Source organism: Pseudomonas putida (assembly GCF_009883635.2).
Lineage (GTDB): Bacteria > Pseudomonadota > Gammaproteobacteria > Pseudomonadales > Pseudomonadaceae > Aquipseudomonas > Aquipseudomonas putida_W.
Genome location: NZ_CP026115.2, coordinates 3,123,164 through 3,136,698, shown reverse-complemented (window position 1 = coordinate 3,136,698; position 13,535 = coordinate 3,123,164). Strand labels below are relative to the sequence as shown.

The window sequence follows — 13,535 nt, the reverse complement described above, 5'->3', positions numbered from 1 at the left end:
CCTGTGGGCAGTAATGGAGGCTGCACATGCACATCTACAAAGTCGGCGGCGCAGTACGCGACCGCCTGCTCGGGCGCCCGGTCAGCGATATCGACTGGCTGGTGGTCGGCGCCACGGTCGAGGAAATGCACGCCCAGGGTTTTCGCCCGGTCGGCGCTGATTTCCCGGTTTTCCTGCATCCGAAGACGGGCGAGGAATATGCCCTGGCGCGCACCGAGCGCAAGAGCGGGCGCGGTTATGGCGGGTTCACTTTTCACGCTAGCCCCGACGTGACGCTGGAAGAGGACCTTATCCGTCGAGATCTGACCATCAATGCGATGGCCGAAGATGAACAGGGCGCAGTCTACGACCCCTACCACGGCCAGGACGACCTTGAACATCGCATCCTTCGCCATGTTTCCCCCGCGTTCGCCGAAGATCCCTTGCGTGTACTGCGTGTTGCCCGCTTTGCCGCGCGCTACGCGTCACTGGGTTTCCGCGTCGCCGAGGAAACCCTGGCGCTGATGAAGCAGATCGCCGAATCGGGCGAGTTGCAGGCACTGACGGCTGAACGCAGCTGGAAGGAGATCGAGCGGGCGCTGATGGAAAGCGAGCCGCAGGTTTTCATCAAGGTGCTGCGCGCCTGTGGCGCCCTGAAGGAATTGATGCCGGAACTGGAACACAGCGCGGATACGCTCGCAGCACTGCATCGGGCGGCAGACCATCAACAGCCGCTGGCTGTGCGCTGGGCGTGCTTGCTGCGAGGGCTGGAGCCAGCCGCGATCAAGGCGCTCAACCAGCGTTTCAAGGCGCCGCGGGAATGCCAGGAACTGGCCGTGCTGGTGGGTGAGTTTGCCGGGAAGGCCGACGACGCTTTGCAGCTAGCGCCTGCAAACTTGCTGGAAATGCTACAGAAGTTCGATGTGTATCGACGGCCGCAGCGTTTCGATGACTTCATTGCCGCGTGCGAGATGGCCACATCTGGAGGCTATCCACAGGCCGATTATCTGCGCGGAGCAGCAGCTGCGGCCCGGGCAGTGGACGTGAAGCCGCTGGTGGAAGCCGGGCTGACCGGCCAAGGCCTGGGCGAGGCCCTCAAAGGTGAGCGGCTGAAAGCGCTTGAGGCTTATAAGCCAGGCTGACCACACCGGCCTCTTCGCGGGGCAAGCCCGCTCCTACAAGAGTGTGCGATCGCCTGTAGGAGCGGGCTTGCCCCGCGAAGTGGCCGGCACAGGCTCACGCCTGAGTCAGCTGCAACCCCCGCCATTCGAAAGCAACAGGCGCCAACACCTGGTCAATCCGCGCCTCCTGCCACAACTGCGCCATGCTTTTCCCGGCCCCAGGATGCACCAGCTCCGGCGCCAGCAGCGACAACGGCCACAGCACGAAAGCATTCTTCAGGATCTCTGCCCGAGGCAGCACCAGCCCATCGAACGTGCCATGCAGGTCGTCATACATGAGCACGTCGATATCCAGCGGCAGGCCCTTGCGGTCCGGCGCATAGCGACCGTTGTCCGCCTCGATGAACTTGAGCCGGCGATCCAGTTCCATGAGTGGCAGATCGGTCTTGCCGGTGACCACGAAGTTGATGAACGGCCCGCTCTTGATCCCCACCGCCTGGCTCTCGAACGCCGGGGAACATTGCATTTCGCTGAGAATGGCCGCCAACGCCTCGAGCCCTGCACACAGGTGCTGGTGGCGATCGATGTTGCTGCCAAGGCCAAGATAAACCGTGCTCAGAGACATCCGCGCTCGATCTCCACACCAACACCGCCACGGGCGGCGGGAACGGCGCCCGGCTTGGTCAGTTTCAACCGAACCCAGGGAATGTGGAATTCTTCCATCAGCGTCGCCACCAGGCGCTCGGCAAAGGTTTCCACCAGTTCGAAGCGCGCCTGCTCGGCAAATGCCTGGACGCGTGCCGAAACACTGGCGTAATCGAGCGCCAGGTTCAGATCATCACCGGCCGCTGCCGGGCGGTTGTCCCAGGCAAAACTCAGGTCCAGGCGCAGGCACTGGCGAATATCCCGTTCCCAGTCATAGGCACCGATGACGGTATCGACTTCCAGGCCTTCGATGAACACTCTGTCCAAGCACTTCTCTCCACAGCACGACAAGGGCGACTGGCGCCGTTAGAATCAGGGCGTCCTCGCCCGGAATAGTTAGCATGTTTTGGTTATTGGCGCTGCTCGCCTACCTGCTCGGCTCGCTGTCCTTCGCCATCGTCCTCAGCCGCCTTTCGGGCAGCCCGGACCCGCGTTCCAGCGGTTCGGGCAATGCCGGCGCCACCAACATGCTACGCCTGGCGGGCCGTAAACTGGCGATCCTGACCCTGCTTGGCGACCTGTGCAAGGGCCTGCTGCCGGTTTTGCTCGCCCGCGCTGCCGGCCTTGGCCTGCAGGAGCAGGCCTGGGTCGGTGTCTGCGCAGTGCTCGGCCACCTGTTCCCGCTGTACTTCCGTTTTCGCGGCGGCAAAGGCGTCGCCACCGCCGCCGGCATGCTCATGGGCCTGTATTTCCCGGCCGCACTGTTGGCCATCGGCGCCTGGCTGCTGACCTTCTACCTTACGCGCACCAGTTCGCTGGCAGCGCTTGTCGCGACCCCGCTGACCTTGCCACTGCTGGCCTGGCGCGAGCCGGAGGCGCTGCTGCCGATCGCCGTGCTGACGGTGATGATCGTCTGGCGCCACCGCAACAATCTGCGCGATTTGTTTGCCGGGCGCGAAAGGCATTTCTGACACGCCCGCATGCCTTCACACCGGCGGCAACTGCTCCATCGGCCAGCGCGCCTGCACGCTGATCGCCAGGTCCTGCTGCTGCCCGGCCAACAGGCGCTGGCAACCGGCATAGGCGATCATCGCGCCGTTGTCGGTGCAGAACTGCGGACGCGCGTAGTACACGTTGCCCTTGAGACCGGCCAGCATGTCTTCCAGCGAGGCGCGCAACGCCTTGTTGGCACTCACGCCACCAGCGATGACCAAGCGTTTGAGACCGGTCTGCTTGAGGGCGCGCTTGCACTTGATGGTCAGAGTCTCCACCACCGCCTGCTGGAACGCCAGGGACACGTCGCAACGGGTTTGCTCGTTGTCGTCGCCAGCATTCTTGCATTGCTGCCATGTGTTCAGGGCAAACGTCTTGAGGCCGCTGAAGCTGAATTCAAGGCCCGGGCGATCGGTCATCGGCCGCGGGAACACGAAGCGCCCAGGTACACCCTGTTCGGCCAGACGCGCGATTTCCGGGCCACCTGGGTAGTTGAGGCCGATCAGCTTGGCGGTCTTGTCGAACGCTTCACCAGCCGCATCGTCGAGGCTCTCGCCCAGCAGCTCGTAGTGACCGATGCCATCCACCCGCACCAGCTGGGTATGGCCGCCGGAAACCAACAAAGCGACGAACGGAAACTCGGGCGGGTTTTCCTCCAGCATCGGAGCCAGCAGGTGGCCTTCCATATGGTGCACGCCGATCGCCGGGATATCCCAGGCGAAGGCCAGGGCTTGGGCGCACGAGGCGCCGACCAGCAGCGCGCCGACCAGGCCAGGACCAGCGGTGTAGGCGATGGCGTCGATCTCGGTAGCAACGCAGCCGGCCTCCTCCAGCACCTGGCGGATGAGCGGCAGCATGCGCTTGACGTGGTCACGCGAGGCGAGCTCGGGTACCACGCCACCGAACACGCGGTGCAGGTCGATTTGACTGAACAGCGCGTCGGCTAACAAACCGCGCTCGCTGTCGTATAATGCGACGCCGGTTTCGTCGCAGGATGTTTCCAATCCCAGTACTAGCATGGGCTCGTCCCTTGTGGGGGCTGAATTCGAAGCCGCGCATGATAGTCCCCGTGCCGGGTGCCGACCAGCGGTTTTCGATCAGAGGCTTTGCATTCCGGCGTACTAAGGGTTAACATCCGCAACCCTTGAAAACCGACGTTCTCCAGCACACCTTTTGTTTTGCCAGGAGCACGTCTACCCCGGTAATGAATTAAGGTAGCCCTGGATGCCAGCCGTCAAAGTTAAAGAGAACGAACCCTTCGACGTAGCTCTGCGTCGTTTCAAGCGCTCCTGCGAAAAAGCCGGTGTACTGGCTGAAGTTCGTAGCCGCGAGTTTTACGAGAAGCCGACCGCCGAGCGTAAGCGCAAAGCAGCTGCTGCTGTTAAGCGTCACGCCAAGAAAGTTCAGCGCGAACAGCGCCGCGCCGTTCGTCTGTACTAATTACAGACGTTCTACGCTAGAGCTTTTGCCCTGCCCGGCTCACCGCCGGGCCGATGGCAGCGGCTTGTTTCAAACCTTGAGCAGCTAGCCCAAGGCGCCCGTCGCAACCTGCAGTGGGCAAATGCATCAAAGCGTCAGATCTGGCTTCGGCCAGGCGTGCACGTCCTGACTGACGGGCCCTTGCGGCTACCGACGAGCACACATTCCCTCGCACTTCCCCTACTCAGCATTCGCCCCTCTGCGGCGCGTTAGCGATTAGACTTGCCAGTTGCCAGATGACGAGACTGCCATGGCCGGGCTGATTCCCCAAAGCTTCATCGACGACCTGATCAACCGCCTCGACATTGTCGACGTGGTGAGTTCGCGCGTTCAGCTGAAAAAAACCGGCAAGAACTACTCCGCCTGCTGCCCGTTCCACAAGGAAAAGACCCCTTCCTTCACGGTCAGCCCCGACAAGCAGTTCTACTACTGCTTCGGCTGCGGCGCCGGCGGCAACGCCCTCGGCTTCGTCATGGACCACGACAACCTGGACTTCCCCCAGGCCGTCGAGGAGCTGGCCCGCGCGGCCGGCATGGAAGTGCCCAGGGAACAAGGCCGTCGCGACAACAAGCCGCGCCAGCCGACCGACTCGCCGTTGTACCCGTTACTGGATGCCGCCTCGGAGTTCTACCGCCAGGCCCTGCGCAGCCATCCGACCCGCAAGGCGGCGGTGGACTACCTCAAGGGCCGCGGCCTGTCGGGCGAAATTGCCCGCGACTTCGGCCTGGGCTTCGCGCCGCCGGGCTGGGACAACCTGCTCAAGCACCTGGGCGCAGACACCCTGCAACAAAAGGTGATGATCGACGCCGGCCTGCTGATCGAGAACGCCGAAAGCGGCAAGCGCTATGACCGCTTCCGCGACCGGGTGATGTTCCCGATCCGCGACAGCCGCGGGCGCATCATCGCCTTTGGCGGCCGGGTACTGGGCGACGACAAGCCCAAGTACCTCAACTCCCCGGAAACCCCGGTGTTCCACAAGGGCCAGGAACTCTACGGGCTGTACGAGGCACGCAAGCACAACCGCAACCTCGACGAGATCATCGTCGTCGAGGGCTACATGGACGTGATCGCCCTGGCCCAGCAGGGCCTGCGCAATGCCGTGGCCACCCTCGGCACCGCGACCAGCGAAGAGCACCTCAAGCGCCTGTTCCGCGTGGTGCCCAGCGTGCTGTTCTGCTTCGATGGCGACCAGGCCGGGCGCAAGGCCGCCTGGCGCGCACTGGAATCAACTCTCTCGGCATTGCAGGATGGCCGCCGTGCGCGCTTCCTGTTCCTGCCCGAAGGCGAAGACCCGGACAGCCTGGTACGCGCCGAAGGCACCGATGCCTTCAAGGCGCGGATCAACCAGCACGCGCAGCCACTGGCCGATTATTTCTTCGAGCAACTGAGCAACGAAGCCGACCCGCGCTCGCTGGAAGGCAAGGCACACATGGCGACCTTGGCAGCACCGTTGATCGAAAAGATCCCCGGCGCCAACCTGCGTCAGCTGATGCGCAACCGCCTGAAGGAAATCACCGGCCTGGACCCACAGCAGGTCGAGCAACTGTCGCAACAGGCTCCGGCGCCCAGCAGTGTGCCGGACTACGACCCTGGCTATGACTACGATGCCATGGCCAGCTTCACCCCCGACTACGGCGACATGCCACAGCACGACTACGCTCCCGTTCATCAGGAACCGGAGTGGAAGCCGAACAAAGGCGGGGGCAAGAAACCATGGAGCGACAAGCCATGGGACAAGAACCGCAAGGGCGGTAAGCCATGGCAGCAGCGCGACGAAGCGCCGCCGCGGGTGCCGGCACCGGTCGAACCACCGACCCTGGCTGCCCTGCGCACCTTGCTGCACCACCCGCTGCTGGCCGGCAAGGTCGAGGATGCCAGCCACTTCGCCGACGAAGAACACCTGTACAGCCAGCTGCTGGTGGCCCTGATCGAAGCTGCGCAGAAGAATCCTGGGCTAAGCTCAATGCAGCTGATCGCACGTTGGCACGGCACTGAACAAGGCCGCCTGCTGCGGGCCCTGGCCGAAAAGGAATGGTTGATCGTGGCTGACAACCTTGAACAACAGTTTTTCGACACTATAACTAGCTTGTCCGCCCGCCAACGCGAGCGCAGCCTGGAACAACTGCTCAGGAAATCACGTCAAAGCGAATTGACCAGCGAGGAAAAATCACAGCTCCTCGCCCTGCTGAGCCGGAATGTTCCCGCACAAACGCCGACCTCATCTGGCGCGTGAGGCCCATGCTCGGGTATAATCCTCGGCTTGTTTTTTGCCCGCCAAGACCTTCAGTGGATAGGGTGTTATGTCCGGAAAAGCGCAACAGCAGTCTCGTATCAAAGAGTTGATCACCCGCGGTCGTGAGCAGGGCTACCTGACTTACGCGGAGGTCAACGACCACCTGCCTGAGGATATTTCAGATCCGGAACAGGTGGAAGACATCATCCGCATGATCAACGACATGGGGATCAACGTATTCGAGAGTGCTCCGGATGCGGATGCCCTTCTGTTGGCGGAAGCCGACACCGACGAAGCCGCGGCCGAAGAAGCCGCTGCTGCGTTGGCGGCAGTTGAAACCGATATCGGCCGCACGACCGACCCGGTGCGCATGTACATGCGCGAAATGGGTACCGTTGAGCTGCTGACCCGCGAAGGCGAGATCGAAATCGCCAAGCGGATCGAGGAAGGCATCCGTGAAGTCATGGGCGCCATCGCTCACTTCCCGGGTACTGTCGACTACATCCTTGGCGAATACGACCGCGTAACCGCCGAAGGCGGCCGCCTGTCCGACGTTCTCAGCGGTTACATCGACCCTGACGACAACATTGCCGCGCCGACCGACGAAGTGCCAGTACCTGGCGCCAAGGCCCCTGCGGCCAAGGAAGAGTCGGACGACGAAGAGGAAGAAAGTGAAGGCAGTGACGACGAGGAAGAGGCCGAAAGCGGTCCTGATCCGGTCGTCGCAGCCCAGCGCTTCGGCGCCGTTGCCGATCAGCTTCAGGCCACTAACAAGGTCCTGAAGAAGGGCGGCCGCAACGTCAAGGAAAGCATCGAGGCCCTGCAGGCCCTGGCTGATCTGTTCATGCCGATCAAGCTGGTGCCGAAGCAGTTCGACGTTCTGGTCGAGCGCGTGCGCGATGCCCTGAACCGCCTGCGTCAGCAAGAGCGTGCAATCATGCAGCTGTGCGTGCGTGACGCCCGCATGCCGCGTGCCGACTTCCTGCGCCTGTTCCCGAGCAACGAAACCGACCAGACCTGGTCCGGCGACCTGGCCAAGCGCAACACCAAGTGGGCTGCCGCCCTGGGTGAAAAGGACGCCGCCATCGTCGCTTGCCAGCAGAAGCTGATCGACCTTGAGACCGAGACCGGCCTGACCGTCGCCGAGATCAAGGAAATCAACCGTCGCATGTCCATCGGTGAGGCGAAAGCCCGCCGCGCCAAGAAAGAAATGGTCGAGGCGAACCTGCGTCTGGTGATCTCCATCGCCAAGAAGTACACCAACCGTGGCCTGCAGTTCCTCGACCTGATCCAGGAAGGCAACATCGGCTTGATGAAAGCGGTGGACAAGTTCGAATACCGTCGCGGCTACAAATTCTCGACGTACGCTACCTGGTGGATCCGCCAGGCGATCACCCGCTCGATCGCCGACCAGGCGCGCACCATCCGTATTCCGGTGCACATGATCGAGACGATCAACAAGCTCAACCGGATTTCCCGCCAGATGCTGCAGGAAATGGGTCGTGAACCGACCCCGGAAGAGCTCGGTGAGCGCATGGAAATGCCTGAGGACAAGATCCGCAAGGTATTGAAGATCGCCAAAGAGCCGATCTCCATGGAAACCCCGATCGGTGACGACGAAGATTCGCACCTGGGCGACTTCATCGAGGACTCGACCATGCAGTCCCCGATCGACGTGGCCACGGTCGAAAGCCTCAAGGAAGCGACCCGTGACGTGCTCTCGGGCCTGACCGCACGCGAAGCCAAGGTGCTGCGCATGCGCTTCGGTATCGACATGAACACCGACCACACCCTCGAAGAGGTGGGCAAGCAGTTCGACGTGACCCGTGAGCGGATCCGTCAGATCGAAGCGAAGGCGTTGCGCAAATTGCGCCACCCGACTCGCAGCGAGCACCTGCGCTCCTTCCTCGACGAGTGATGACAAACCCCGGCCCAGGCCGGGGTTTTTCTTATCCGACAAATAGTTGTGATCGGCCGCTCGGCTGGCTGAATGCCCGTCTACACTCGACTTCAGACTAACTGAATGCGAGGCCGCTATGCTGCCGATGCCGGCCATTCTGTTGTTGCTCCTGATGCTGTGGAACACAACGGCCGGCGCCCTGACCCTGACAGACGAGGAAAAAACCTGGCTCGCTGCCCACCCGCAGTTGAGACTGGGCGTCGACGCCTCCTGGCCACCATTCGAATTTCGTGACCAGGAGGGCCGGTACCAGGGATTGGCCGCCGATTACATCGCCTTGCTCCAGGATCGCCTGGGAGTATCACTGAAACCGGTCGAGCCCAGCAGCTGGACCGAGGTACTGCAGCAGGCGCGCGAAGGGCGTATCGACCTACTGCCCGGCGTCATGTCGACGCCGGAACGTCAGGGCTACCTGGCATTCACCCGACCCTACCTTGATTTCCCCATCGTCATCCTGGCCCATGAAGGCGGCCCGCAACCGCGCACGCTCAAGGACTTGTATGGGCTCAAGGTGGCCGTGGTGGAAAACTACGCGCCCCATGAACTGCTCCGTACCCACCACCCAGACCTCAACCTGGTGGCGATGGCCAATGTCAGCTCGACCCTGCAGGCACTGGCCACCGACGCGGTGGACGCCGTGGTCGGCGACCTCGCCTCGAGCATCTGGAGCTTGCGCCAGCTCAAGCTCGAAGGGCTGTACGTGAGCGGCGAAACGCCCTACCGCTATCAACTGGCAATGGCCGCGCCCCGTGACCAGCAGGTACTTATCGGCATTCTCGACAAGGTGATGGCCGACATGTCCAGCGATGAAGTCAGCCACATCCAGCAGCGCTGGGTTGGCAACGTGGTCGACCAGCGCAGCTTCTGGCGCGACACGCTGCTCTATGGCCTGCCCGCCGTCCTGCTGCTGATCGCCATTCTCGCCGTGGTCATCCGTATCAATCGCCGGCTCAGTTCGGAAATTTCCCGGCGCATCGCCCTGGAGCAGGAGCTGCGCAGCAGCGAATACCACTACCGCGGCCTGATCGAAAGCCTGTCGGCAATCGCCTGGGAAGCCGACGCCAACGACTTCACCTACAGCTACGTCTCGCCCCATGCCGAAGACCTGCTGGGCTACCCCCTGCACGACTGGCTCAAGCCCGGTTTCTGGCGCAGCATCCTGCACCCCGACGACGCACTCTGGGCCCAGGCCTTCTGCGAGAGTGAAACCGCTGCCGGGCGTGATCACAGCCTCGATTACCGCGTGATGCGCGCCGACGGCCAAGCGCTTTGGGTACGCAACATCGTCAGCATGATCGAACACGGCCACCGGCCCGTGATGCGCGGCCTGATGATCGACATCAGCGAGACCAAACGCACCGAAGACGCCCTGCGCCTGTCAGAACAGAAGTTCGCCTCGGTGTTCGAGCAGTGCCCGGACATTCTGCTGATCGCACGGCACAGCGATGGCGTGCTGCTCGAGGTCAATGAAGCCTTCGAAGAGCAGATTGGCCTGACACCGGGCGAAGTAATCGGCCGTACCGCCACCGAGCTCAACTTGTGGGGCATCGAAGGCATGGGCCCGAGGCTGCTCGAACGCCTGCACCAAGGCGGCATCCGCAATATCGAAATGACCTTCCGCCGCAGCAACGGCCAGTTGTTCACCGGCCTGACCTCAGCCGAAACCTTCGAGCTTGACGGCACCCTGGCGCTGGTCGTGGCCGTTCGCGACATCAACCAGCTCAAGGAAACCCAGCAACAGTTGCAGACTTCCGAGGAAAAGTTCGCCAAGGCCTTCCACGCCTCCCCAGACGGCCTGCTGCTGTCGCGCCAGAGCGATGGCCTGCTGCTGGAGGTCAACGAGGGCTTCTGCCGCCTGACCGGTTACGAATTCAACCCGCCTATCGACCAGACCTCGTTCGACCTGGGGATCTGGGTCGATCTCAACGAACGCAAGCGCCTGATCGACCAGCTTGGCCGCGATGGCTTCGTGCGAGACTTCAGTTGCCACCTGCGCCGCAGCGATGGGCAAATTCGCCTCTGCGAACTGTCGGCTCGACCACTGCCCATCGGTGGCGTCGACTGCATGCTGACCATCGCCCGCGACATCACCGAACGCCACCTGATGCAGGAAAAACTGCAACTGGCTGCCACCGTGTTCGAGAATACTGCTGAAGGCGTTCTGATTACCGACACCGACCAACGCATCAGCGCAGTCAACCGTGCCTTCAGCGAGATCACCGGCTACAGCGAGATCGAAGCACTCGGCCAGACCCCGCGCCTGCTCGCCTCTGGTCAGCATGACAGCGCTTTCTACGCTGCCATGTGGCACCAGCTCACGGCTGAAGGTCACTGGCAGGGCGAAATCTACAACAAGCGCAAGAATGGCGAGATGTATCCCGGCTGGCTGACCATCAGCGCCGTACGCAACAGCGAGCGCGACGTCACCCACTTCGTCGCCGTGTTCGCCGACATTTCCAGCCTCAAGCATGCCCAGGCCAAACTCGATTACCAGGCCCACCACGACCCACTGACCGGCCTGCCCAACCGCGCCCTCTTCGAAAACCGGCTGCAGGCCGTGCTGACCTGCTCGCAGGTCTCCAACCGCCAGGGCGCGGTGCTGTTCCTCGACCTGGACCGTTTCAAACACATCAACGACAGCCTCGGTCACCCCGTCGGCGACCTGCTGCTCAAAGGCATCGCCCAACGCCTCAAGGAGCAAGTGCGCGACGTCGACACCGTGGCCCGTCTGGGTGGCGACGAGTTCATCATCCTGCTGCCCGGCCTGCACAAGCCCAGCGATGCCCATGCCATCGCCAACAAGCTGTTGGCCTGCTTCGTCGCCCCGTTCCAGGCCGGCGAGCACGAGTTCTTCACCAGCGCCAGCATCGGCATCAGCCTCTACCCGCAGGATGGCACCGACGTCGCCACGCTGATCCGCAACGCCGACGCCGCCATGTACCGCTCCAAGGCCAAAGGCCGCAACCGCGTGGAAGCCTACACCCGTGACCTGACCGTGCAGGCCAGTGAACGCATCGCCATGGAACACGAGTTGCGCCGCGCCATCGAGCGTAACGAGATGAGCCTGAGCTTCCAGCCCAAGCTGAGCCTCAAGACCCAGACCCTGGTCGGGGCCGAAGCGCTGATTCGCTGGAGCCACCCGACATTCGGCGAGGTACCGCCCGAGCATTTCATTCACCTGGCCGAAGAGAACGGCACCATTCTCCAGCTGGGCGACTGGGTGCTGGAACAGGCTTGCCAGCAGATGCACCGCTGGAAGAAGGCTTACCAGGCCTTTGGGCCACTGTCGATCAACCTGGCGGGCGCGCAGCTGCGCCACCCCAACCTCGCCAAGCGCATCGAGCATCTGTTGAAGGTCTACCAGCTGAAAGCGGGTGACCTGCAGCTGGAAATCACCGAAAACTTCATCATGAGCCAGGCCGAAGAGGCATTGGCCGTATTGCACCAGCTCAAGAAGCTGGGCGTGCAGCTGGCGATCGACGACTTCGGCACCGGCTACTCGTCGCTGAGCTACCTCAAGCGCCTGCCGCTGGACATCCTCAAGATCGACAAATCGTTCATCCGCGGCCTGCCGGATGACCCGCACGATGCCGCCATCGCCCGCGCCATCATTGCACTGGGGCGCAGCATGCAATTGACGATCATTGCCGAGGGCGTGGAGAATCAGGCGCAGCAACGCTTCCTTGCCGCCGAGGGCTGCGAGCAGATCCAGGGCTACATTGTCAGCCTGCCATTGCCGCCGGATGAGTTCGCAGCGGCGTTTCTTCGTATAGCACTGTCTGATCTTTCGGATGGCACGCTTTCAAAACCCTCGTTATAATCCCGGGCACTTACTGAGGGCCTATAGCTCAGTTGGTTAGAGCAGAGGACTCATAATCCTTTGGTCCACGGTTCGAGTCCGTGTGGGCCCACCAGACATGAAAAAGCCGCGCATCTGCGCGGCTTTTTCGTTTGCGAGCGATCATGCCTAGCAGATCAGATGCGCATTTTCGACACGGCAACTTTCAGGTTTACCGGCAGAGAAAGCGCCAAAGTCGGCGGCGAGCCGCACGATATCAATCGGCCGCTACCCTGTCCACGCAGCCTGGCCGGCCTGGACAAGCGTGAAGACAGCGGCCTGCGCTTCCTGCCGTTCCACGATCTGGCAGCAATCTGGCTCAGGTTTCCACAGGCTCACGAGGCCCACTGGGACAACCAACGCCCAGGCGACCTGATGTTCGGGGCCTGGATCCGCAGTGATACTGGCTTCGACAAACACACCGGCAACTATTCTGGCGAGCCCGCCGAATCCAGTCGCAGCGAGCTGGTGCTTTCGGTAGTGATCTGTGACGAACCAAAAGAGGGAAATTGGTACAACGAGTACTGGACCAATATCGGCTACCCCGAGCATGGCGAAGTCAACTCAACCGACATGCCAGGCTATCGCTGCTATGCCAACGCCATTCCCCTGGCTCAACTGGCGGACAGCGCTTCGGTGGATGCGGCCCTGCGCACCTGGTGTGCGCATGCCAGCGCCAAGCTCGACACTCCCATTGGGCTTTATCCTCGGCATCGATAGGCAACTGACCATGACCGTGGGCTGGAAGCGACATGATCAGGCAAACACTGGCTGAGCGCAGGGAACGCCATGTAGGCTAGCGAGCCCACTGCAGAGACTCACCATGTCGGACTCCCGCCCCATCACCCTCGACGAAATCGACCGGCAGCTGATCGCCCTGCTGCAGATCAACGCTCGCGAAAGCGTCGCCACCCTCGCCCGCCAGCTCGGCATCGCCCGCACCACGGTCAACTCGCGCCTGGAACGGCTGGAAAAGAACAAGGTCATCACCGGCTATGGCGTGCGCCTTGGCCAGCGCCTGATGGGCGGTGGGCTGCAGGCCTATGTCGGGATCAAGGTGCAGCCACGCTCCGGCAAGGAAGTGGTGCGTCGCCTGAGTGCCATGGGGCAGGTACAGCAGCTGTGCGCGGTGAGTGGCGAGTTCGATTACGTGGCCTGGCTGCGCAGCGATTCACCGGAGCAACTCGACCAGTTGCTGGACCAGATTGGCAGTGTCGAGGGAGTGGAGAAGACCACCACGTCGATCATCCTCAGCAGCAAGGTCGATCGCGGACAGCCTGTCTGATC

The 13,535-nt window shown here is 62.4% G+C and carries 11 protein-coding genes and 1 tRNA gene; 9 read left to right on the top strand and 3 right to left on the bottom strand.

What is annotated here, in order from left to right; genetic code table 11:
* The first annotated feature begins 26 nt into the window (after positions 1–26).
* Positions 27–1,121 carry a multifunctional CCA addition/repair protein gene (locus C2H86_RS14155; RefSeq protein WP_159408642.1) on the top strand — a complete coding sequence of 365 codons (1,095 nt, stop codon included), beginning with the start codon at positions 27–29 and terminating at the stop codon, positions 1,119–1,121.
* A 94-nt stretch (positions 1,122–1,215) separates the two neighbouring features.
* On the opposite strand, the gene folK is transcribed toward C2H86_RS14155, so the two are convergent.
* Together folK and folB are read right to left on the bottom strand one after the other, a co-directional pair.
* Complete coding sequence (folK, locus tag C2H86_RS14150; protein ID WP_159408641.1) at positions 1,216–1,725, bottom strand: 2-amino-4-hydroxy-6-hydroxymethyldihydropteridine diphosphokinase; 510 nt, start codon at positions 1,723–1,725, stop codon at positions 1,216–1,218.
* Entirely contained in the window at positions 1,716–2,072 is a 357-nt protein-coding gene (gene folB, locus C2H86_RS14145; protein WP_027917471.1) for a dihydroneopterin aldolase, read from the bottom strand. Before folB ends, folK begins: the two co-directional genes overlap by 10 nt.
* Before the next feature lie 74 nt (positions 2,073–2,146).
* On the opposite strand from folB, the gene plsY reads away from it, so the two are divergent.
* Complete coding sequence (gene plsY / locus C2H86_RS14140; protein ID WP_054885227.1) at positions 2,147–2,716, top strand: glycerol-3-phosphate 1-O-acyltransferase PlsY; 570 nt, start codon at positions 2,147–2,149, stop codon at positions 2,714–2,716.
* Between the two features lie 15 nt (positions 2,717–2,731).
* Here the strand turns inward: plsY and tsaD are convergent, their stop codons facing one another.
* Positions 2,732–3,757, bottom strand: a complete 1,026-nt coding sequence (gene tsaD / locus C2H86_RS14135) for a tRNA (adenosine(37)-N6)-threonylcarbamoyltransferase complex transferase subunit TsaD (protein ID WP_159408640.1) — start codon at positions 3,755–3,757, stop codon at positions 2,732–2,734.
* Positions 3,758–3,962: 205 nt separating this feature from the next.
* On the opposite strand from tsaD, the gene rpsU reads away from it, so the two are divergent.
* From rpsU to C2H86_RS14100, 7 genes are all read left to right on the top strand, one after another.
* Positions 3,963–4,178, top strand: coding sequence for a 30S ribosomal protein S21 (rpsU, locus tag C2H86_RS14130; protein WP_003255575.1), 216 nt, complete (start codon positions 3,963–3,965; stop codon positions 4,176–4,178).
* 289 nt (positions 4,179–4,467) lie between these two features.
* A complete protein-coding gene (gene dnaG, locus C2H86_RS14125) occupies positions 4,468–6,450 on the top strand; it encodes a DNA primase (protein WP_159408639.1) in 1,983 nt (660 codons plus the stop codon).
* A gap of 67 nt (positions 6,451–6,517) precedes the next feature.
* Positions 6,518–8,368: an RNA polymerase sigma factor RpoD gene (rpoD, locus tag C2H86_RS14120; RefSeq protein ID WP_159408638.1), complete on the top strand. Its 1,851-nt coding sequence runs from the start codon at positions 6,518–6,520 to the stop codon at positions 8,366–8,368.
* Positions 8,369–8,486: 118 nt separating this feature from the next.
* Positions 8,487–12,230, top strand: a complete 3,744-nt coding sequence (locus C2H86_RS14115; RefSeq protein ID WP_159408637.1) for a bifunctional diguanylate cyclase/phosphodiesterase — start codon at positions 8,487–8,489, stop codon at positions 12,228–12,230.
* Positions 12,231–12,247: 17 nt separating this feature from the next.
* Positions 12,248–12,324 (top strand) — tRNA-Ile (locus tag C2H86_RS14110).
* Positions 12,325–12,389: 65 nt separating this feature from the next.
* Positions 12,390–12,968 carry a hypothetical protein gene (locus C2H86_RS14105; protein WP_159408636.1) on the top strand — a complete coding sequence of 193 codons (579 nt, stop codon included), beginning with the start codon at positions 12,390–12,392 and terminating at the stop codon, positions 12,966–12,968.
* 103 nt (positions 12,969–13,071) lie between these two features.
* On the top strand, positions 13,072–13,533 hold the full coding sequence (locus C2H86_RS14100) for an Lrp/AsnC family transcriptional regulator (protein ID WP_159408635.1): 462 nt from the start codon (positions 13,072–13,074) through the stop codon (positions 13,531–13,533).
* Positions 13,534–13,535: the final 2 nt, after the last annotated feature.